20 protein-coding genes are annotated in these 18,008 nt (G+C 58.3%); 2 read left to right on the forward strand and 18 right to left on the reverse strand.

Annotated features, from left to right (window positions below; all coding sequences use genetic code 11):
- Positions 1 to 33: 33 nt before the first annotated feature.
- The 4 genes from lysA to argH all read right to left on the reverse strand — a co-directional run bounded on the left by lysA (position 34) and on the right by argH (position 3,272).
- Positions 34 to 1,302 (reverse strand): diaminopimelate decarboxylase, encoded by a 1,269-nt coding sequence (gene lysA / locus ACJ5NV_RS02620; RefSeq protein ID WP_411642062.1) that lies wholly within the window; start codon positions 1,300 to 1,302, stop codon positions 34 to 36.
- Positions 1,303 to 1,375: 73 nt separating this feature from the next.
- Positions 1,376 to 1,714 (reverse strand): DUF2834 domain-containing protein, encoded by a 339-nt coding sequence (locus ACJ5NV_RS02625; protein ID WP_411642063.1) that lies wholly within the window; start codon positions 1,712 to 1,714, stop codon positions 1,376 to 1,378.
- On the reverse strand, positions 1,714 to 1,887 hold the full coding sequence (locus tag ACJ5NV_RS02630) for a hypothetical protein (protein WP_411642064.1): 174 nt from the start codon (positions 1,885 to 1,887) through the stop codon (positions 1,714 to 1,716). Before ACJ5NV_RS02630 ends, ACJ5NV_RS02625 begins: the two co-directional genes overlap by 1 nt.
- The gene (gene argH / locus ACJ5NV_RS02635) at positions 1,884 to 3,272 is read right to left on the reverse strand and encodes an argininosuccinate lyase (protein WP_411642065.1); all 1,389 of its coding nucleotides are present in this window, start codon (positions 3,270 to 3,272) and stop codon (positions 1,884 to 1,886) included. The genes ACJ5NV_RS02630 and argH overlap by 4 nt, the downstream gene beginning before the upstream one ends.
- Positions 3,273 to 3,286: 14 nt before the next feature.
- Between argH and ACJ5NV_RS02640 the strand changes: the two genes are divergently transcribed.
- Positions 3,287 to 3,841: a TlpA disulfide reductase family protein gene (locus ACJ5NV_RS02640; RefSeq protein WP_411642066.1), complete on the forward strand. Its 555-nt coding sequence runs from the start codon at positions 3,287 to 3,289 to the stop codon at positions 3,839 to 3,841.
- Between the two features lie 2 nt (positions 3,842 to 3,843).
- On the opposite strand, the gene ACJ5NV_RS02645 is transcribed toward ACJ5NV_RS02640, so the two are convergent.
- The 6 genes from ACJ5NV_RS02645 to ACJ5NV_RS02670 all read right to left on the reverse strand — a co-directional run bounded on the left by ACJ5NV_RS02645 (position 3,844) and on the right by ACJ5NV_RS02670 (position 9,450).
- Entirely contained in the window at positions 3,844 to 4,662 is an 819-nt protein-coding gene (locus ACJ5NV_RS02645; protein WP_411642067.1) for a bifunctional allantoicase/(S)-ureidoglycine aminohydrolase, read from the reverse strand.
- An 83-nt stretch (positions 4,663 to 4,745) separates the two neighbouring features.
- Positions 4,746 to 5,414 (reverse strand): cupin domain-containing protein, encoded by a 669-nt coding sequence (locus ACJ5NV_RS02650; protein WP_411642068.1) that lies wholly within the window; start codon positions 5,412 to 5,414, stop codon positions 4,746 to 4,748.
- A gap of 9 nt (positions 5,415 to 5,423) precedes the next feature.
- The gene (locus ACJ5NV_RS02655; RefSeq protein WP_411642069.1) at positions 5,424 to 6,182 is read right to left on the reverse strand and encodes a LamB/YcsF family protein; all 759 of its coding nucleotides are present in this window, start codon (positions 6,180 to 6,182) and stop codon (positions 5,424 to 5,426) included.
- A gap of 1 nt (position 6,183) precedes the next feature.
- On the reverse strand, positions 6,184 to 7,203 hold the full coding sequence (locus tag ACJ5NV_RS02660) for a 5-oxoprolinase subunit C family protein (RefSeq protein ID WP_411642070.1): 1,020 nt from the start codon (positions 7,201 to 7,203) through the stop codon (positions 6,184 to 6,186).
- Positions 7,203 to 7,937 carry a 5-oxoprolinase subunit B family protein gene (locus ACJ5NV_RS02665; protein ID WP_411642071.1) on the reverse strand — a complete coding sequence of 245 codons (735 nt, stop codon included), beginning with the start codon at positions 7,935 to 7,937 and terminating at the stop codon, positions 7,203 to 7,205. The genes ACJ5NV_RS02660 and ACJ5NV_RS02665 overlap by 1 nt, the downstream gene beginning before the upstream one ends.
- A 55-nt stretch (positions 7,938 to 7,992) precedes the next feature.
- A complete protein-coding gene (locus ACJ5NV_RS02670) occupies positions 7,993 to 9,450 on the reverse strand; it encodes a pyridoxal phosphate-dependent decarboxylase family protein (protein ID WP_411642072.1) in 1,458 nt (485 codons plus the stop codon).
- A 186-nt stretch (positions 9,451 to 9,636) separates the two neighbouring features.
- On the opposite strand from ACJ5NV_RS02670, the gene ACJ5NV_RS02675 reads away from it, so the two are divergent.
- Positions 9,637 to 10,161, forward strand: coding sequence for an OmpA family protein (locus tag ACJ5NV_RS02675; RefSeq protein ID WP_411642073.1), 525 nt, complete (start codon positions 9,637 to 9,639; stop codon positions 10,159 to 10,161).
- On the opposite strand, the gene ACJ5NV_RS02680 is transcribed toward ACJ5NV_RS02675, so the two are convergent.
- The 8 genes from ACJ5NV_RS02680 to ACJ5NV_RS02715 all read right to left on the reverse strand — a co-directional run bounded on the left by ACJ5NV_RS02680 (position 10,158) and on the right by ACJ5NV_RS02715 (position 17,661).
- Positions 10,158 to 11,246 (reverse strand): M56 family metallopeptidase, encoded by a 1,089-nt coding sequence (locus ACJ5NV_RS02680; protein WP_411642074.1) that lies wholly within the window; start codon positions 11,244 to 11,246, stop codon positions 10,158 to 10,160. The genes ACJ5NV_RS02675 and ACJ5NV_RS02680 overlap by 4 nt on opposite strands.
- Entirely contained in the window at positions 11,230 to 11,625 is a 396-nt protein-coding gene (locus ACJ5NV_RS02685) for a BlaI/MecI/CopY family transcriptional regulator (protein ID WP_411642075.1), read from the reverse strand. The genes ACJ5NV_RS02680 and ACJ5NV_RS02685 overlap by 17 nt, the downstream gene beginning before the upstream one ends.
- An 80-nt stretch (positions 11,626 to 11,705) precedes the next feature.
- The gene (locus ACJ5NV_RS02690; protein ID WP_411642076.1) at positions 11,706 to 11,984 is read right to left on the reverse strand and encodes a DUF2160 domain-containing protein; all 279 of its coding nucleotides are present in this window, start codon (positions 11,982 to 11,984) and stop codon (positions 11,706 to 11,708) included.
- Positions 11,984 to 12,781, reverse strand: a complete 798-nt coding sequence (locus tag ACJ5NV_RS02695) for a carbohydrate ABC transporter permease (RefSeq protein WP_411642077.1) — start codon at positions 12,779 to 12,781, stop codon at positions 11,984 to 11,986. The genes ACJ5NV_RS02690 and ACJ5NV_RS02695 overlap by 1 nt, the downstream gene beginning before the upstream one ends.
- On the reverse strand, positions 12,778 to 13,641 hold the full coding sequence (locus ACJ5NV_RS02700) for a carbohydrate ABC transporter permease (RefSeq protein WP_411642078.1): 864 nt from the start codon (positions 13,639 to 13,641) through the stop codon (positions 12,778 to 12,780). Before ACJ5NV_RS02700 ends, ACJ5NV_RS02695 begins: the two co-directional genes overlap by 4 nt.
- A gap of 55 nt (positions 13,642 to 13,696) precedes the next feature.
- Positions 13,697 to 14,770 carry an ABC transporter ATP-binding protein gene (locus tag ACJ5NV_RS02705; protein WP_411642079.1) on the reverse strand — a complete coding sequence of 358 codons (1,074 nt, stop codon included), beginning with the start codon at positions 14,768 to 14,770 and terminating at the stop codon, positions 13,697 to 13,699.
- Positions 14,770 to 15,843, reverse strand: coding sequence for an ABC transporter ATP-binding protein (locus ACJ5NV_RS02710; protein ID WP_411642080.1), 1,074 nt, complete (start codon positions 15,841 to 15,843; stop codon positions 14,770 to 14,772). Before ACJ5NV_RS02710 ends, ACJ5NV_RS02705 begins: the two co-directional genes overlap by 1 nt.
- An 81-nt stretch (positions 15,844 to 15,924) precedes the next feature.
- A complete protein-coding gene (locus ACJ5NV_RS02715) occupies positions 15,925 to 17,661 on the reverse strand; it encodes an ABC transporter substrate-binding protein (RefSeq protein WP_411642081.1) in 1,737 nt (578 codons plus the stop codon).
- Between the last annotated feature and the right edge of the window lie 347 nt (positions 17,662 to 18,008).

Genomic DNA, 18,008 nt, shown 5'->3' on the forward strand with positions numbered 1-18,008 from the left:
TGTTTCAGCGGGGCTCTCCATCCTGTGTCGCGACTATTCCAGCCACGAGGGTAGTGTATCGCGTGAAATCATCTCTTCATAGGTAGGGCGTGGGCGAATAACTGCAAATTGATCTTTGTCTACCAGCACTTCCGGGATCATAGGCCGAGAGTTGTATTCAGACGACATCACCGCACCATACGCCCCGGCAGAGCGAAAGGCGACAAGATCGTCAGCCCGCAACTGCGGCATTTCGCGCCCCTTGGCGAAAGTATCACCGCTTTCGCAGATCGGACCGACGATATCGTATTTTGCAGGCTCCTGACCCGGCTGCGGTTCTATTATGGGCACGATATCGTGCCATGCATCGTACATGGCTGGCCGGATCAGATCGTTCATCGCCCCGTCAAGGATCAGGAAATCGCGGTCTTCGCCGGATTTCACATAGATCACCTTGGACACCATGATCCCGGCATTGCCCGATATCAGACGCCCCGGTTCAATCTCAATCTCGCAGCCCAGATGGCCCAGCGTGCGCTGGATCAGCGCGCCATATTCGGTCGGCAGGGGCGGGGCCTCGTTCGAGCGGGTATAGGGGATACCCAGCCCGCCACCCAAATCAAGCCGGGTGATGTCATGCCCTTCGGCGCGCAGCAGTTCTGTCAGTTCAGCAACCTTTTGATAGGCGGCTTCGAACGGGGCCAGCTCTGTCAGTTGCGAGCCGATATGTACGTCGATCCCCACAACGCGCAGGCCCGGCATGCGGGCAGCCATCGCGTAAACCTCGCACGCGCGGCTGATCGGAATGCCGAATTTATTTTCAGATTTGCCGGTCGCAATCTTGGCATGGGTCTTGGCGTCCACATCCGGATTCACCCGAATGGTGATCGGGGCCACAGTACCCAGTGATTGCGCCACCTGATCCAGCATCGCCATTTCAGGTTCGCTTTCGACATTGAACTGACGAATGCCACCTTCCAACGCCATGCGCATTTCCTCGGCTGTCTTGCCGACGCCGGAAAAGACGATCTTTTCTCCCGGCACACCTGCCGCTTTGGCGCGCAGATATTCCCCGACGGACACGACATCCATCCCCGCGCCTGCATTTGCGAGAACCCTAAGGATTGCTTGGTTAGAGGCCGATTTCATCGCGAAACAGACCAGATGATCAGTCCAGTCGAGCGCTTCGTCGAATAGCTTGAAATGCCGGGTCAGCGTAGCGGTGGAATACAGATAGAACGGCGTGCCGACAGCGGCAGCAATCTCTGCCACGGGAACATCTTCGGCATGCAGCGCGCCGTTACGATAAAGAAAATGGTCCAACTTTGCGATCCTTGTCCGAAATCACCCCGGACATAGCAGATGCCGTCGCGGGACCAACCCTCATTTCACGACATCATGAGTTGCGCACACTGCGCCCGTCGGGAAGATAGATGACCCGGTTGCGCATGTAGAGATAAAGCGGCAGCCCGCAGCTGACCCCAATACAAAAGGTCGCTGGAATGGCAATAAGACTGCGGTAATTCTTGTTTTTGAACGCCTCCGTCAGGATCCAGAGGGTCAGTGCGATAGCCGCGATGGTCAGATCCCAGACAAGCCCGCTGGTGGCCGCATTGGCGTGCCAGGCATCGACCATCGCCATCAGGTCCCAGCTATTCGCCTGAAACCAGCCGACGAAATAATACATCGGGTGCGCTGTGCCCCAGATCGCAAGCAAAAGAAAGACCGGTCGCATCAGAAACCCACGCCGACGGAAACGGTGCCATTGCTGGCGCCAACCACTGTGCTTGTGCTGACGCCGTTCGATCCAACGCTCATCCCCACATTTGCGCTGGGCCGCATCGGCGCGCCATCTGCGCCGCAGCCGGCAAGGACGCTCGCGAATAAGATCAAGACAGCAGGTTTCATTCTATAACCTCTTTCCATCGTGCGATCTGGTCGCGGACCTGTGCGGGTGCCGTGCCGCCATAGCTGGTCCGTGACGCGACCGAGTTTTCAACCCCAAGCACATCGAACACATCGGCCCGGATCGCGTCATGCACGGATTGCATGTCGTCAAGCGTCAGGTCGGGCAGATCGCAGCCCTTGCCCTCGGCCAGCGCCACGAGAGTGCCGGTCACGTGATGTGCCTCTCGGAACGGTAACCCAAGTTCGCGCACCAGCCAATCGGCCAGATCGGTTGCGGTCGAAAATCCGCTTGCAGCGGCGGTTTTCAGCGCGTCGCGGTTCGCGGTCATGTCACTGACCATCCCGGTCATCGCGGCCAGCGCAAGCATCAGATTGTCTGCAGCGTCGAATGTCTGTTCTTTGTCTTCTTGCATGTCCTTTGAATAGGTCAGCGGCAACCCTTTCATCACCGTCATCAGTGCCACATTGGCCCCGAAGATGCGCCCAATCTTGGCGCGGATCAGCTCTGCCGCGTCCGGGTTGCGTTTCTGCGGCATGATGGACGATCCGGTGGACCATTTGTCTGACATTTTGACAAAGCGGAACTGGGCAGAGGACCAGATCACCAGCTCTTCGGCGATGCGCGAAAGATGCATGGCGCAGATGCTGGCCGCTGCTAAATATTCCAACGCAAAATCCCGGTCGCTCACGGCGTCGAGCGAGTTATGCGCCGGCCCGTCGAAGCCCAGCGCTTCTGCGGTCATATGCCGGTCAATCGGAAAAGACGTGCCAGCCAAGGCCGCAGCGCCCAAGGGCGACAGGTTCATCCGCTTGCGCGCATCGGCAAAGCGGGACCGGTCGCGCGCGAACATTTCCACATAGGCAAGCATATGGTGGCCCCATGTGACCGGTTGTGCGGTCTGCAAATGGGTAAAGCCTGGCATGACCCAATCCGCCCCGGCCTCTGCCTGTTCCAGCAGTGCTTTTTGCAGCCCCGCCAGCGCGGCATCGGCCTGATCGCATTGATCGCGGACCCACAACCGGAAATCGACAGCCACCTGATCATTGCGCGACCGGGCTGTGTGCAAGCGACCTGCCGGTTCGCCGATCATGTCTTTCAGCCGGGCCTCCACATTCATGTGGATGTCTTCCAATGCGGCGGAAAATGGGAAATCACCGGCTTCAATTTCTGACAAAACGGTGAGCAGGCCTTCCCGGATCGTCTCTGCATCATTATCGGTAATAATGCCTGTGGCCGCCAGCATGGCTGCATGGGCCCGTGAACCTGCGATGTCCTGTGGCGCAAGACGGCGGTCATACCTGATCGAGGCATTGATCGCCTCCATGATCGCGTCTGGTCCGGCGGCGAAACGCCCGCCCCACATCGTGTTTGCGGATTTGGTCATGAAGGATACAGCCTATGCGGAAATTGATGTTTGCCCTGCTTTATACGGCGCTCGCGCTTGTTGCAAATCCAGGCGTGGCAGAAGTAACGGATATTGCCGCCCTGCGCGAAGGCGATATGCGCAAACTGATCCTGCATGACACGCCAGAGCCGGGGTCAGATGTAAGCTTTACAGCCGCAGACGGGACCGAAGCCACGCTCGCGGATTATCAGGGTAAATATGTGCTGGTGAATTTCTGGGCCACATGGTGCGCGCCCTGCCGCAAGGAAATGCCGATGCTGGGCGATATGCAGACACAGCTGGGCGGTGCGGATTTCGAAGTCGTCACCATCGCGACCGGGCGCAATCCCCGCCCGGCGATGGAGCGTTTTTTTGAAGAAATTGCAGTCGACAACCTGCCCTTGCATACCGACCCCCGGCAGGCGCTGGCGCGCAGCCTTGGTGTGCTGGGCCTGCCGGTGACGCTGATCCTGAACCCCGAAGGACAAGAGGTTGCCCGCCTGCAAGGGGATGCGGATTGGTCCAGCGACAGCGCCTACGCCATCATCGCGGCGCTGCTGGCTGAATAGCGCTATAGCGGCATGTGCCGGTTCACGTCTTTATAAAGCAGATAGCGAAACGGCCCTGGTCCGCCTGCGTAACAGGCCTGCGGGCAAAAGGCGCGCAGCCACATGAAATCACCCGCTTCGACCTCCACCCAGTCTTGGTTGAGCCGATAAACCGCCTTGCCCTCCAGCACATAAAGCCCGTGTTCCATCACATGGGTTTCGGCAAAGGGGATGACGCCACCGGGCTGAAAGGTGACAATATTCACATGCATATCGTGGCGCATGTCTTCGGGATCGACAAAGCGGGTTGTGGTCCAAGCACCATCAGTGTCGGGCATTGCAATCGTGGTGGCCTCCGCCGCCTGTGTGATCAGGGGCGGTGGAATGTCGATGCCATCGACCTGTTGATAGGCCTTCCTGATCCAGTGGAATTTGGCGGCTGTCTCTGAGGTGTTATGCAGGCTCCATGTGCAGTCGGGCGGCAGATAGGCATAGCCGCCGGTGCCCAATGTATGTTGCTTGCCTTCAACGGTCAGGCTGACACTGCCTTCAACCACGAACAGCACCGCCTGCGCGTCCGGCTCTGTTTCCGGCTGCGCGCTACCGCCGCCGGGGCTGACCTCAACAATATATTGACTAAAAGTTTCCGCGAAACCCGACAGGGGGCGGGCCAGCACCCAAGCGCGGCTCTTGTCCCAGAACGGCAGTTTGCTGATGACGATATCAGTCATCACGCCCCGCGGGATCACCGCATAGCTGTCGGTAAAAACAGCGCGCCCGGTCAAAAGCTGTGTTTGCGGGGGCAGCCCGCCAGAGGGGGCATAATAAGGGGGCTTTGTCATCGGGGCTCCTGTGATCTGGATCGTATTAGACCGCAGCCATGCGGAAAGGCAACGGGCTTGCAGGCGGTCAAAACCTTTGGCTGTTAAGCTACAGGTGCAGTGGCAAAGGGCAGGTGGCCTGTCTTGATCCAAAAGCGCGCGCCGGTTTCGCCTGCGGTCAGGTTCAGCGCCTGCCCCTCTGGCAGGCGGAGCCATGACCCGGAACGCAGCGTATCGCCACCTTCGGTCATGTCGCCTTGTAGCACCAATATTTCTGCGCCGCCGGTCGGGTCTTCCTGCATCTGCGTGCCTGCGCCCAGCGTGATATAGCGCACCGTTTCGCGGTCATCCTGATGCAATGTCTGGATTGCTACACCGGGGCTGGCCGTTGCCAATTCCGCACCCAATTCCTTGCGAAACTGGAGCCGATCTGCCGGATCGAACTGCCACAGCTTTACGAAAATCGTACAGCCCGCTGCCGCACCGGGTGTATGTGATGTGGTCGGCGGATTGCGCACATAGGTGCCCGCCGGGTAGTCGCCGTGTTCGTCCTGAAACACGCCTTCAAGCACGATGAACTCTTCGCCGCCGCCATGGGTATGGGCCGAAAACTGGCTGCCGGGGGCGTAGCGCACGATTGATGTGGCGCGGGCGACCTCGTCACCAATCCGATCCAGCATGCGTCGGTCAACACCTTGCATGGGCGAGGCTTTCCATGGAATTTCATCGCCGTGGATCACCGCGCGCTGGGTGAAATCTGCGTTCAGTTCCATTGGTCCCTCTCAGAGCGGCGCGAGCGTGATACCCGCTTGTTCCAAATGCTGGCGGATGCCATGCGCCATGGTGACGGCATCAGGCGTGTCCCCATGCAGGCAGATCGTGTCGATCTGGCAGGGAATGTGTTTCCCGCTTTCCGCGATGATCGCGCCTGCTTCAAGCATTTTCAGAATGCGCGGGGCTGCGACGGCGGCATCATGCAGGACCGCGCCGGGCTGGCTGCGATCCACCAGTGTTGCATCGTCATTATATGCGCGATCTGCAAAAATTTCGCCTGCCCAATTGCATCCCAGCACGCGGGCGGCGGCTTCCTGTTCAGTCGCGGCAAGGACCATGATCACGATATCAGGATCTACCTCCAGCGCGGCCTGATAGCAGGTCTGTGCAAGGGCCTGATCCTCGGACGCCATATTGGCCAGCGCGCCATGCAATTTCAGATGGCGCACTTTGCCCCCGGCGCGTCGGGCCATCGCCTGCGCCGCGCCGAGCTGGTAGGCGACCGCATTGGCAAGCTCCGCCGCAGGGATCGGCAGCCGTCGCCGGCCAAAGCCTTTCAAATCGGCAAAGCCGGGATGCGCACCGATGCCCACGCCGTTTGCAACAGCCCTGCGCATCGTCTTATCCATCACATCCGGGTCGCCCGCGTGAAAACCGCAAGCAATATTGGCCGAGGTCACGATATCTAGCAGCGCCGTATCATCGCCCATATGCCAAGGCCCGAAACCTTCCCCCATATCGGCATTCAGATCGACTTTGCGTGTCATGTTACGGCCTTTCAAGATCATCCCCACGGGTCGCCCCGCTGATCAATTGGTAGCCGAGGAGATCAGGGATGTCATGCGGATCGCGGATCAGGGGCTGGCATTTTCGGGTCAGGTCACGCAGCAAGCTGTCGTCAGACAGCGCTGTGGCATCCGCCTCTTCCACGCTGATCAGCCGGAATTGCAGCATGGCACCGGGGGCAGCCTGCGCGATCCGGGGCAAATCGGCGGGGATCACCGTGCCGATGCGCGGATAACCCCCGATGGTCTGACATTCCGCCAGCAGCACATAAGGTACTCCATAGCCTGTCATCTGGATATCGCCGGGCAGGATCAGATCAGACACGATATTGCGCCCATCAGCGATGGTGAAATCTGAACCATCATGGTCAAGCCTGATGCCCTGTCGGTTACCACGCGCGCTGCGTGTAAAACAGGTTTGTGCAAATTTCGCTAGCGTCTCTTTGCGAAAGAAATGCGTTTGCGGCCCGGGCATGACCCTGATCGCGGCATCTGCCCAGCGATTGTCCGGCGGCAGTTTTCGGGGGGCCGTGTTCGGTGCCGGGTCGTCGCCAAGCGGCAGCGTATCGCCCGATTGCAGCAGCCCGCCAATACCGGCGGTCAGATGGGTCGCACGGCTGTCCATCACAGGGGGCGTGGTGATCCCGCCCGCAAAGGCGAGATAGCCAAAAACCCCACGTTGCGCGCCGCCGATAGTCAGTTTCTGGCCTGCGCGTAACTGCTGTGTACCGTTGTGGGGGAGGGGCTGGCCATCGATATCTGCCTGCATCGTGGCCCCTGTCAGGGCGATGCGCGTATCCTGATCACAGCTGAAGGTCCCGCCAAAACCCATCATCTCAATCACGGCCTGCGCCGGATCGCTGTCCAGCAGGGCGGCGGCCTCAAAAAGTGCCAGCCGGTCAGCGGCCCCGCCGGTGGATAGGCCCTCTGCCGTCCAGCCTAGGCGGCCCAGATCTTGGATCGTCAGCCCCGGTCCGGCCTTGTGGATCGTTAGGGTACCCATCAGCGCAGCACCGTGCAGGTGGCCCCGCCATTCGTGTCGGTATTGGCTCGTAGGTCGGCCAACGCACTATCCGATACAGCGTTGAAACGCACCGCATCGCCGGGGGTAAAGGCAAAGGCTTCTTCCCGGTCCGGATCATAAACCTTGAAAGCGGTTTGCCCGATATGTCGCCAGCCGGTAGGCGCATCGGCGGCAAAAATGATCAACTGCCGGACGGCAGCGACCAGCGCGCCATTGGGCATCCGTGGCGTCAGCTCCGACTGCCGGGCGATATCCCAATGCGGGGGTAGCATACCCAGATAGGGCTGGCCGGGCGCAAAGCCGATGGCAATCACGCGGACCGTATAGGCGGTGATTTCGGCAATGGCTTGATCGGGGGTCAACCCAGCAAGCGCGGCAGCCTCGGCCAGTTGCGGCGCGTTTTCAGTGCCAAAAGCGACGGGAATATCCCAGCGGCGCTTCGGGCTAATATCCTCGGCCGTGGCGTCGGTCAGCAGGTCCTGCAAACGCGTCCGCAGCGTTGCGCGATCCGTGATCGCCGGATCAAAAGCCACACGCACAGAAGTAAGAGAGGACGCCGCCCCCGTCACGCCGGGCAGGGCGCGCGTGCTGACCAGATCACGAAAGCCGATGGCCCGTCTGTTGGCCGCTTCGGATAGCGTGCGGGCAAAACGGATCAGAATACCATCAACGCCCAGCGGGCAGAATTCAGGTTCTGGAAGTGTCTCGGTCATGCGCTGGGCGGCCCCTGTCAGTACCTGTCTTTAGTGTGAAGCGAGGCGCGCCTTGTCAATGTGCAGCGTGACTGCCGCTGCCAACCAGTTCTGCCCCGATCTCACGTATAGCGGCGGTCAGAATGTCCAGATCAGCGCGCCGGGTTCGGTGATTGGTGATGTTCACCCGGATCGCGGTTTCGCCGTGGATCATCGTGGTTGAGGGCGCAGCGATGCCCCGCAATTGCAGCTGGATCACGATTTCTTCGTTCAGCGTATTTAGGTTCGTTTCAGGGGCGGTATAGCGGAAACAACAGATATTCATCGCCACCGGCGCGCGGCGTTCCAGCTGCGGATCAGCATCGACCAATTGCCCCAGATAGCGGGCTTGCGCGCAGTTCTGGCTGATCAATTGGCCCAGCTTCTCGGTTCCGTGCTCGGACAGTTGCGCCCAGATTTTCAACGCGCGAAAACCGCGCGACAGTTCCGGCCCATATTCCGTGGGCCACGGATTACCAGCGGCGAGCCCCCGGTCAGCCCCTTTTAGATAATCAGGTCGTTCGGAAAATGCCCGGCGGTGATCGGCTTCGCTGCGCATCAGGACAAAGCCGGCGTCATAATTCACATGCAGCCATTTGTGGAAATCAAAGGCGATACTGTCGGTCCGTTCGATGCCACGCAGCTTGGGTTTTATTTCATCGCTCAGAATACCGGTCGCCCCAAATGCCCCATCGATATGTAGCCAGATATTTTCCCCAGCGGCGATATCGGCCAATGTATCCAGATCATCAATGGCCCCGACATTAACCGCGCCTGCTGTACCAATGACGGCAAAGGGCGTCAGCCCTGCCGCCCGGTCGGCCTTGATCGCCGCACGTAACGCATCGGTGTCGATTTCAAAATTCGCATTGACAGGGATCTTACGTAGCGCGTCTGTCCCCAATCCGAGCATATCGAAAGCCCGCGCCACGCAGGAATGCGTCTGGGTCGAGGTATAGCCAACCAATTGCCCCGCGCTGATGCCTGTCTTGCGTGCGGCGAAATCCGACACGCGATCCCGCGCGGCTTTGAGCGCGATAAGCGTGGCAATGGAGGTGCCCGAGACGATCAATCCGCTGGCGCTTGCCGGAAAATCAAAAATCGCTTTAACCCACGCGATCACCTGTTTTTCGACATAGATTGCGACATGATCCCGCCCACCCAGATTGGCATTCATCGCCGCCGCAGCCATCTCAGCCAGAATGTTGGAAGGCGTGCCAGCGCCATGCACCCAGCCAAAAAAGCGTGGATGTGTGTTGCCCACGCCGTAAGGCAGCAGGTTTTTCATCTGGGCGTCAGTGGTCTGTGCATCGCCCAAGGCGGGCAGATCACTTTGCAGCGCCGCCTTGATCTCATCCGTGACCGGGTGCCAGACCCGGCCTTGTGGGGCGTTGATCATCTGGTCGATTGCGGCATCCAACATCGCATGGGCGCGGCTGCGGAAACTGTCCCAGTCGTCAGGATCAAGCGTCTGTTCTGCTTGTGTGTTGGTCATCGGGTCCCCGGCTTTTGTGCCAATAGGCGGGGCGGTGGGGCTGAATGCAAGAGGCTCTGAGTGTTTTCCAGAAAACCAAAAAGCAGCTTTGGCTGCAACAATTCCTGACACAGATATGATGACGGATCTCGGCACACCCGTGTTAGGTCACTGTATCAGTACCGTAAACCAGTGCCAGAGGCTTTCATGATCCGCAACATTTCCCTTCTTGCCCTCGCCCTGATGGCCGCCCCCGCATTCGCGCAGGACGTGGTCGCAGACGCAGAGGCAACCGTCACCCCCGATCTTGCGGCCATCGCCGCTGCCGATCCGATGTTGGATGTGCGGATGAATGCCATGGGCGAAGTGGATGCGATGGTGATGCTGTCGGATGTGCTCTTTGAATTTAACGACGCAACACTGCAAGATGGCGCAACAGATGCGTTGCGCAGCGTCGCCGAAAGCCTGCGCGGGGTAGAGATGATCGCGATCAAAGGCCACACGGATGCGAAAGGCGGTGAGGATTTCAACCTTGATCTGGGGCAGCGCCGGGCCGATGCGGTGCGTGACTGGCTGGTCGCCAATACCGATCTGACCGCCGATGGCGTGCGCGCGATTGGCGTGGGCGAGGTGGACCCGATTGCGGCAAATTTCAACGAAGACGGATCGGATAACCCTGATGGCCGTGCGCTGAACCGTCGGGTGGAATTCAGCTTGGAAAAACTACGCTAAGGCGATGTGTTGCGAATGCTGAACCGTTCGAGGTTCACAATCGTCGACAGCATCAGCCGGTCATGAGACCAGTCGCCGGATCGCTGTATGGCAATGGCCGACAACAGAATGGCACAGCTCAGCGGGCAAAGGATCATCGGCACGATCCACCGGGGTGTGGGCGCTGCCTCTGCGGCCATCATCATCAGCACACGCTGCCGCAGGAATGACGCATTGCGCCGCCCGCGTGGTTGCAGCAGCGCCACGGCGGGCAGGGCCGTATGGCCTTGGCGTTTCAGCGCATTGGCGCAGACGCGCAGCAGGCAATTTGCATAGTCCTGCGCGTTTAGCGCTTTGCGTCGCATGACACCCTGATCGCAGGCCAACTCGCGCTGTCGTTCGACCTGTCGTTTGAAAAAACGCATCGCCGGGTTGAAGACGACTAGCGGGCGCAGACATTCCAGAACGATTTCCCAACTCACATCCCGTTGTCGCAGATGCTGGAATTCATGCGCCAATGCGATGCGCAGATCAGCAGGGGTGGCCAGCATCTCGGACGGGATCACCACATAATGTTTGTGCAGGCTGCGGGTTGAAAACGGGATCGACGCCGCATCCGTCAGCCGGATTTCAAGCCTGCCCGCGCGCCGCCAAAGATAGCTTTGGCCAATCACCCGATAGACCCGCGTCAGGTTGATGATCATGCGCAGGCTTGCCAGTGCGATACCGGTCAGCAGAACGACGGCAATCACCATGCCGCGAGCGGACCCCAGCGTCGTGATTTCCTGCACCAGCGTGGCGCGCGTTTGCAACCATGCCTCGAATGTGGTTGGGGCGATGGCGATCCGCCCGTCCAGATATTCCGCGACGATCAGATCAGACAGGTTAAAGCTTTGCATCTGGGGCCAAAGCGTCAGTGCCGCAAAGGGCACGACCGCCACCACGATCAGGAAGCCGTAAAGCAGCTGTAGTTGCATGCCATGGGCTGCCTTCAGTGCTGTGCGCTGGATCACAAACCGGGCGAACATCCAGACTACGGCGCCCAGTGCCAGCACGACATTCGCGTCGATATAGGCGTTCAGAAGGGTGTCAGTCGAAATCATCATCAAGCCTCCTTTGAAGTAACGCCTGTATTTCCTTTAGGGCGTCCTCGGACATGCCCGCGTCATCCACAAGCCGGGCCACCATGGATGCAGGTGTGCCATCAAACAGCTTGTTGGACAGGTCGCGCAGGGTCTTCGCCTGATAGGCATCCTTTTCCAGCAGCGGCGAATAGATAAAGGTCTTGCCGTCGCGGACACTGGTCACAAAGCCTTTTTGCTCCATGATCCGCATGATGGTGGCTGCGGATGTATAGGCCAGGTTGCGCTCCGCCGGGAGCCGGGCCAAGACATCGCGAACGCTGCCGGTCCCGATCGCCCATAGCTCGGTCATGAACTCCAGTTCGACTTCCGTCAAAAACTCGCTACGCTTCTTCTGCCGCATCTATTGTCCTGCTACGTTTTTTATTGGCTCGCATCCCTATGGGCAGAGTAGATACGAATATATGCGTATCGCCAAGCATTTCAGACTTTCCAGAAGCAGAAACAGATCCAGAGCACGGCCAGCACCAGCGGCACCCACAGGGGCATGCCAAAGAACCCAAGCCACGCCAGAAAGATGTAGCTCGCCCCCAATAGCCCCAGAAACAAGCGGTCGCCGCGCGTCGTCGTCAGGCGAAGCACGCCCTTGCGCTCACTGGTTCCGGGCCAGCGGATTTCGATGAATGTGATGACGCCCATTGCGACAAAAAGCGCGATGAAAAACAGCGCGGTCGGCCATGTCCAGGCCATCCAAGACAGCATCAGACCCTCCCCAGGGCAAAGCCCTTAGCGATATAGTTGCGGACGAAATAGATCACGATGGCACCCGGAACGATAGTCAGCGTCCCGGCCGCAGCGAGCAGCCCCAGCTCATACCCCGCACTTGACGCGGTTTTGGTCATTTCCGCCGCGATGGGTTTGGCGGCGACAGCGGTCAGGTTCTTGGCCAGCAGCAATTCCACCCAAGAAAACATAAAGCAGAAGAACGCGGTCACCCCAACGCCAGCTTTGATCGCAGGCAAGAAGATCATCACGAAAAAGCGGGGGAAGGAATAGCCGTCCACATAGGCGGTCTCGTCCAGCTCCTTGGGCACGCCGGACATGAACCCTTCAAGAATCCAGACAGCAAGCGGGATGTTGAACAGGCAATGGGCCAGCGCCACCGCGATATGCGTGTCAAATAGTCCGACCGCAGAATAGAGCTGAAAGAAGGGCAGCACAAAGACTGCAGACGGGGCCATCCGGTTGGTCAGCAGCCAGAAGAACAATGTCTTGTCGCCCAGAAACCGGTAGCGCGAAAAGGCGTATGCAGCAGGCAGCGCCACGCAGATAGAAATCACAGTGTTGAGCGACACATAGATGATCGAATTCACATAGGCCCAGTACCACGACGGTTCAGTAAAGATTGTCCTGTAGTTTTCCATCGTGAAAGTCTGCGGGAACAATGAAAACCCGCCGAGGATTTCATTGGTGGTCTTAAAGCTCATCGAGATGAGCCAATAGATCGGCAGCATCAGGAACAGGATATAGATCAGCGGGATCAGGCTGCGTTTTTTCATTGCCCGTCATCCTTCGTCATCAGCGTATAGAACAGCCAGGACACCAGCAGCGTGATCGCGAAATAAATCAGTGACATCGCCGCCGCAGGCCCCAGATCAAATTGCCCAAGCGCGATTTTCACCAGATCAATTGACAGGAACGTCGTGGAATTGCCCGGCCCGCCGCCCGTCAGCACAAAGGGTTCAGTATAGATGTTGAAACTGTCCATGAAGCGCAACAGGATCGCGATGGTCAGCACCTGCTTCATCTTGGGCAGCTGGATATAGCGAAACACCGACCAGCCCGACGCGCCATCAATCTTGGCCGCCTGATAATAGGCGTCGGGGATGGATACGAGCCCCGCATAACACAGCAGCACCACAAGCGAGGTCCAGTGCCAGACATCCATGGTGATGATCGTGACCCAAGCGGCAAGCGGGTCCTGTGTCATATCGTAATCAATGCCCAGCGTGTGGTTCATCAGATAGCCCAGCAAGCCGATATCGGGCAGGGTAAAGATGTTCCACATCGCGCCCACAACGTTCCACGGGATCAGCATCGGCAGGGCCATCAGGACAAGGCAAACGGGGACCCAGATGCCTTGGCGCGGCATCGCAAGCGCGATGACAATCCCAAGCGGAATTTCAATCGCAAGGATGATTGCAGTGAAAAGAAATTGCCGCCCCAGCGCGGCATGGAACCGTTCAGAGTTCAAAAGATCCTCAAACCAGCCCAGACCGTGCCAGAAAAAAACATTGTTCCCAAAGGTTTCCTGCACCGAATAATTGACCACCGTCATCATCGGGATCAGCGCATTGAAGGCGACCAGCAGCAGGACAGGCAGCACAAAGAGCCACGCTTTCTGATTTTGTGTTTTCATTTCGATCTCTCCCGCAGGACGGGGAGTATCCCCCGTCTTACTTGTACTGCTTTCGTCATGTTGCGGCCCGCGTCGCGATCCAGCCATCGCGGTAAAGGCGCGTCTTTTCCGGGTCAAAGGCCAGATGTGTGGCCGCCCCCTGCACTGGGGCTTCGCCTTCGACGATTGCCTTGACGGTGGCGTTGCCTACCTTCGCCTCGACCACCGCGTGCCGACCGATATCCGACACTTTGCTGACCACCGCAGGCAGTCCGTGATCGCCAAGTGAGACAAATTCCGGACGCACCCCGATCTGGGTCGCGCCGCTGCCTTGGGTGATCTCGCCTTCAAGCGTGATCAGTGTGTTTTCGAAAAATGCACCGCCGTTGCGGACCTCGCAAGGCAGCACATTCATCCCGGGGGAGCCGATAAAGTGTCCGACAAAAGTATGGGCTGGGCGTTCAAACAGCTCCACCGGTGTGCCGATCTGAACGATCTCGCCGTCCTGCATCACCACAACCTGATCCGCAAAGGTCAGCGCCTCTGTCTGGTCATGGGTGACGTAAATCATCGTCGCGCGGACCTTCTGATGCAGCTCTTTCAGCTTTGACCGCAGCTTCCATTTCAGATGGGGATCAATGACCGTCAGCGGTTCATCGAACATCACGACATTCACATCGTCGCGGACCAATCCGCGGCCCATAGAAATTTTCTGCTTGTTATCCGGCGACAGCCCCGCAGCCTTGCGGTGCAACATGTCGGTCACTTCCAGCATCTCGGCGATGGCCATGACGCGGGTCCGGACCGTCGCCTCGTCCACGCCGCGATTACGCAGTGGAAAGGCAAGATTGTCGTAGACCGTCATCGTGTCGTAGATCACCGGAAACTGGAACACCTGCGCGATGTTGCGTGCGTTCGGTGGCAGATGGGTGACATCCTTGTCATCGAACAGGATCCGCCCATTTGATGGCGTCAAAAGGCCCGAGATGATGTTGAGCAGCGTAGACTTGCCGCAGCCCGATGGACCAAGCAGCGCATAAGCCCCGCCATCGGACCATTCCAGATCAATTTCTTTCAATGCATAATCCGCTGGCCCTTTGGGTTGCGGGTTATAGCTGTGTTTCAGGTCGGACAGGGTGATTTTGGCCATCAGACACCGCCCCCCGCGATCATCTGACCGTCTTTGTCAAAAAGCATACAGGCAGAGGGATCAAGGTAGAACGGATGATCCGCCCCGATTTGGTAGGGGTGCACACCATGCGACAGCGACACCCAATTTGCATCAGACATGGCGAAATGCGCACTGCTTTCCGATCCGCTGAGCTCAGTCACCAGCACCCGGCCTTTCAGCGCGACCGTATTCTTACGCGTCGGTTTCGGCGTCACGTGATGGGGGCGAACGGCAAGCTGATAGTCCCCATCGGGCGCCTCTTTCAGCGCGGCATAATCCCAGCGGGCACTGTCGCCCATAATCAAGGTTTTGCCCGCCTTGGTGACATTGGCCACATTGATCGGCGGGTCCGAAAACACCTTGGCCGCTGTCAGGTTCTTGGGCTGGCGATAGATTTCAGCAGTCGGGCCGAATTGGACAACGTTACCGTCATGCATCAGCGCGGTCGTGCCACCCAGCAACAGTGCTTCTTCAGGTTCTGATGTGGCATAAACAACGACCGCACCACGCCCGGCGAAAAGCGCGGGTAACTGCTCGCGCAACTCCTCGCGCAGTTTATAATCCAGATTGGCAAGCGGTTCGTCCAGAAACACGGCCTTGCTTTCCTTGGCGATGGCGCGGGCCAGTGCGGTGCGCTGCTGTTGCCCACCCGACAGTTCATGTGGGCGGCGGTGCAGCATTGGGCGCAGTTGCAAAATATCAGCGGCTTCTTCGACGCGGCCCGCGATTTCGGACTTGGCCATGCCTGCAACCCGTAGCGGGGAGGCGATATTGTCGAAAACGCTCATATGGGGATAGTTCACAAAAAACTGGTGCACCAGGCTGATGTTGCGCCTTTGGGTGTTCAGCTTCGTGACATCTTGGCCGTCAATTTCAATGGTACCGGACGCAATCGGGTCAAGCCCAGCCATCAGCTTGATCAGCGATGTTTTCCCGGCCCCAGTTTCACCCAACAATACGTTGAAATGCCCGGTCTGAAAGGTCAGCGAAACCGGCTTGATATGGGTCTGACCGGAGACCACTTTGCTGACGTTTTGAAGTGTGATTGTCATGTTCTGCTCTCGCTAGGTGGTCGGGGCACGGATGCCCCGACCGGTGTCGGCACCACGCAATGGCGGCACACGACAGGGAGGTTACTCAGAGGCCCAGCGGGCGACGAGATAGTCATAGTTGACGGTTTCGCCTTGCGGTTTTTCGTTCTCAAGCGGGGGCTTGGCGCCACCGTTTTCGTACCAGTATTCCGCTGATTGTTCCTCGTTCAGGCGCGGGCCGCAGCCGCCATAGACATTGGCCGCCTCATCCGCCTGCTGCATCCGGGCCATGGTGATATCCATCTCCGACGCCAGACGATCCATCGCCTCTTGCGGGGTGAACGCGCCAGAGTTCACGTCACCGATCTGCTGCCACCAGATTTGCGCCAGCTTGGGATAATCGGGCACGTTGATGCCGGTGGGGGACCAGCGCACGCGGTCAGGCGAACGGTAGAATTCCACCAAACCACCCAATTGCGGCGCACGCTCGGTAAAGCTTTCATGCCGCACGCTACTGTCGCGAATGAAAGTCAGGCCAATATGTGATTTTTTGACATCCACCGTCTTAGAGACGACGAATTGTGCATAAAGCCATGCAGCCTGCGCCCGATCCACCGGTGTGGATTTCAAGATCGTCCATGACCCCACATCCTGATAGCCAACCTTCTGGCCTTCCTGCCAATAGGGGCCATGCGGGCTGGGTGCCATCCGCCAAAGCGGTGTGCCTTCGGCATCAACCGTGTTGTTGCCTCTTGATTGCGGGGCAACCATGTCAGCAGTAAAGGCCGTGTACCAAAAGATTTGCTGGGCCACATTGCCTTGCGCCAAGGCAGGCAATGACTGGTAGAAATCATAGCTCGCCGCACCGGGGGGCGCATAGTTCCGCAGCCACTCATCCCATTTTCGGATCGCATAAACCGCTGCGGGGCCATTGGCGGCGCCACCACGGCTGACGGACGCGCCGACCGGATTACACGTCCCGGCTTCCATCCGAATGCCCCATTCGTCAATCGGAATGCCATTAGGTTCACCGGGGGAACCAGCGCCAGCCATGGACAGCCACGCATCGGTCATCCGCCAGCCAAGGTCCGGCGCGCGTTTGCCGTAATCCATGTGGCCATAAATACGGACGCCGTCGATTTCCTGCACATCGTTGGAAAAGAATTCTGCGATATCTTCGTAAGCGGACCAGTTGACTGGGACGCCCAGTTCATACCCGTATTTTTCCTGAAACTGCGCTTTCAGGTCCGGATCATCGAACCAATCCTTGCGGAACCAATAAAGGTTCGCGAACTGCTGGTCGGGCAACTGATACAGGTCGCCATCGGGGCCAGTGGTAAACTGAACGCCCATGAAGTCTTCCAGATCAAGCCCGGGGTTGGTCACGGCTGCACCATCGCCTGTCATAAAGTCTGTCAGGTTCACGGCCAGTTGCAGCCGCGAATGGGTGCCGATCAGGTCGCTGTCGTTGACGTAAGCATCATAAAGGTTCCGGCCCGTCTGCATCTGGGTCTGCACAGCCTGGACAACCTCCCCTTCGCCCAGGATCTGGTGGTTGACCTTGATGCCCGTGATTTCCTCAAAGGCTTTGGTCAATACTTCTGATTCGTACGAATGGGTCGGGATGCCTTCGGACAAGACGTTGATTTCCATGCCTGCAAACGGTTCTGCGGCTTGGATGAACCAGCTCATCTCTTCCATTTGTTCGTCTTTTGACAATGCGGATGGTTGAAATTCCTGATCAATCCACCGCTGCGCTGCGGCTTCATCAGCGACAGCGATATTCGACCCCGCAAGCAGGGCCGTAAGCGCTGCTGCGGAGAGCAGATACTTACGCATCTCGTCTCCTCCCTTGAGATTATGCATGCCGGTTTTCACCAGCAGGCTCACTGTCGATCCGAAGGACAGGTTTTGTCAAACTAAATTTTTAGTAGAAATAAAATGTGACTTAAGTATTTGAATACTATAAATATTATTTCCGCATGCAAGCGTGTCTGCCGCACGACATTCCCGGTGGTCCATATGGCTGCGTGCCCAAAGCGGGCGGGTTCAGCGATAGTATGATACGGTGACCAGCAGCACGCACGAAGCAAAAAACGACCAATTAATAGCGTACATGCGTCAGAAAACCATCAGATGTGGCCTGAATGTGAATCATTGAGACATTCTTTGCTCATTCCACCTGC

The sequence above is a fragment of the Loktanella agnita genome, assembly GCF_046640325.1.
Taxonomy (GTDB): domain Bacteria; phylum Pseudomonadota; class Alphaproteobacteria; order Rhodobacterales; family Rhodobacteraceae; genus Yoonia; species Yoonia agnita.

What these genes read in the sequence shown, in the direction of transcription:
- ACJ5NV_RS02625 (WP_411642063.1), bottom strand. Translation starts at nt 1,714, where the DNA reads ATGCGACCGGTCTTTCTTTTGCTTGCGATCTGGGGCACAGCGCACCCG.
- ACJ5NV_RS02630 (WP_411642064.1), bottom strand. Translation starts at nt 1,887, where the DNA reads ATGAAACCTGCTGTCTTGATCTTATTCGCGAGCGTCCTTGCCGGCTGC.
- argH (WP_411642065.1), bottom strand. Translation starts at nt 3,272, where the DNA reads ATGACCAAATCCGCAAACACGATGTGGGGCGGGCGTTTCGCCGCCGGA.
- ACJ5NV_RS02640 (WP_411642066.1), top strand. Translation starts at nt 3,287, where the DNA reads ATGCGGAAATTGATGTTTGCCCTGCTTTATACGGCGCTCGCGCTTGTT.
- ACJ5NV_RS02645 (WP_411642067.1), bottom strand. Translation starts at nt 4,662, where the DNA reads ATGACAAAGCCCCCTTATTATGCCCCCTCTGGCGGGCTGCCCCCGCAA.
- ACJ5NV_RS02650 (WP_411642068.1), bottom strand. Translation starts at nt 5,414, where the DNA reads ATGGAACTGAACGCAGATTTCACCCAGCGCGCGGTGATCCACGGCGAT.
- ACJ5NV_RS02655 (WP_411642069.1), bottom strand. Translation starts at nt 6,182, where the DNA reads ATGACACGCAAAGTCGATCTGAATGCCGATATGGGGGAAGGTTTCGGG.
- ACJ5NV_RS02660 (WP_411642070.1), bottom strand. Translation starts at nt 7,203, where the DNA reads ATGGGTACCCTAACGATCCACAAGGCCGGACCGGGGCTGACGATCCAA.
- ACJ5NV_RS02665 (WP_411642071.1), bottom strand. Translation starts at nt 7,937, where the DNA reads ATGACCGAGACACTTCCAGAACCTGAATTCTGCCCGCTGGGCGTTGAT.
- ACJ5NV_RS02670 (WP_411642072.1), bottom strand. Translation starts at nt 9,450, where the DNA reads ATGACCAACACACAAGCAGAACAGACGCTTGATCCTGACGACTGGGAC.
- ACJ5NV_RS02675 (WP_411642073.1), top strand. Translation starts at nt 9,637, where the DNA reads ATGATCCGCAACATTTCCCTTCTTGCCCTCGCCCTGATGGCCGCCCCC.
- ACJ5NV_RS02680 (WP_411642074.1), bottom strand. Translation starts at nt 11,246, where the DNA reads ATGATGATTTCGACTGACACCCTTCTGAACGCCTATATCGACGCGAAT.
- ACJ5NV_RS02685 (WP_411642075.1), bottom strand. Translation starts at nt 11,625, where the DNA reads ATGCGGCAGAAGAAGCGTAGCGAGTTTTTGACGGAAGTCGAACTGGAG.
- ACJ5NV_RS02690 (WP_411642076.1), bottom strand. Translation starts at nt 11,984, where the DNA reads ATGCTGTCTTGGATGGCCTGGACATGGCCGACCGCGCTGTTTTTCATC.
- ACJ5NV_RS02695 (WP_411642077.1), bottom strand. Translation starts at nt 12,781, where the DNA reads ATGAAAAAACGCAGCCTGATCCCGCTGATCTATATCCTGTTCCTGATG.
- ACJ5NV_RS02700 (WP_411642078.1), bottom strand. Translation starts at nt 13,641, where the DNA reads ATGAAAACACAAAATCAGAAAGCGTGGCTCTTTGTGCTGCCTGTCCTG.
- ACJ5NV_RS02705 (WP_411642079.1), bottom strand. Translation starts at nt 14,770, where the DNA reads ATGGCCAAAATCACCCTGTCCGACCTGAAACACAGCTATAACCCGCAA.
- ACJ5NV_RS02710 (WP_411642080.1), bottom strand. Translation starts at nt 15,843, where the DNA reads ATGACAATCACACTTCAAAACGTCAGCAAAGTGGTCTCCGGTCAGACC.
- ACJ5NV_RS02715 (WP_411642081.1), bottom strand. Translation starts at nt 17,661, where the DNA reads ATGCGTAAGTATCTGCTCTCCGCAGCAGCGCTTACGGCCCTGCTTGCG.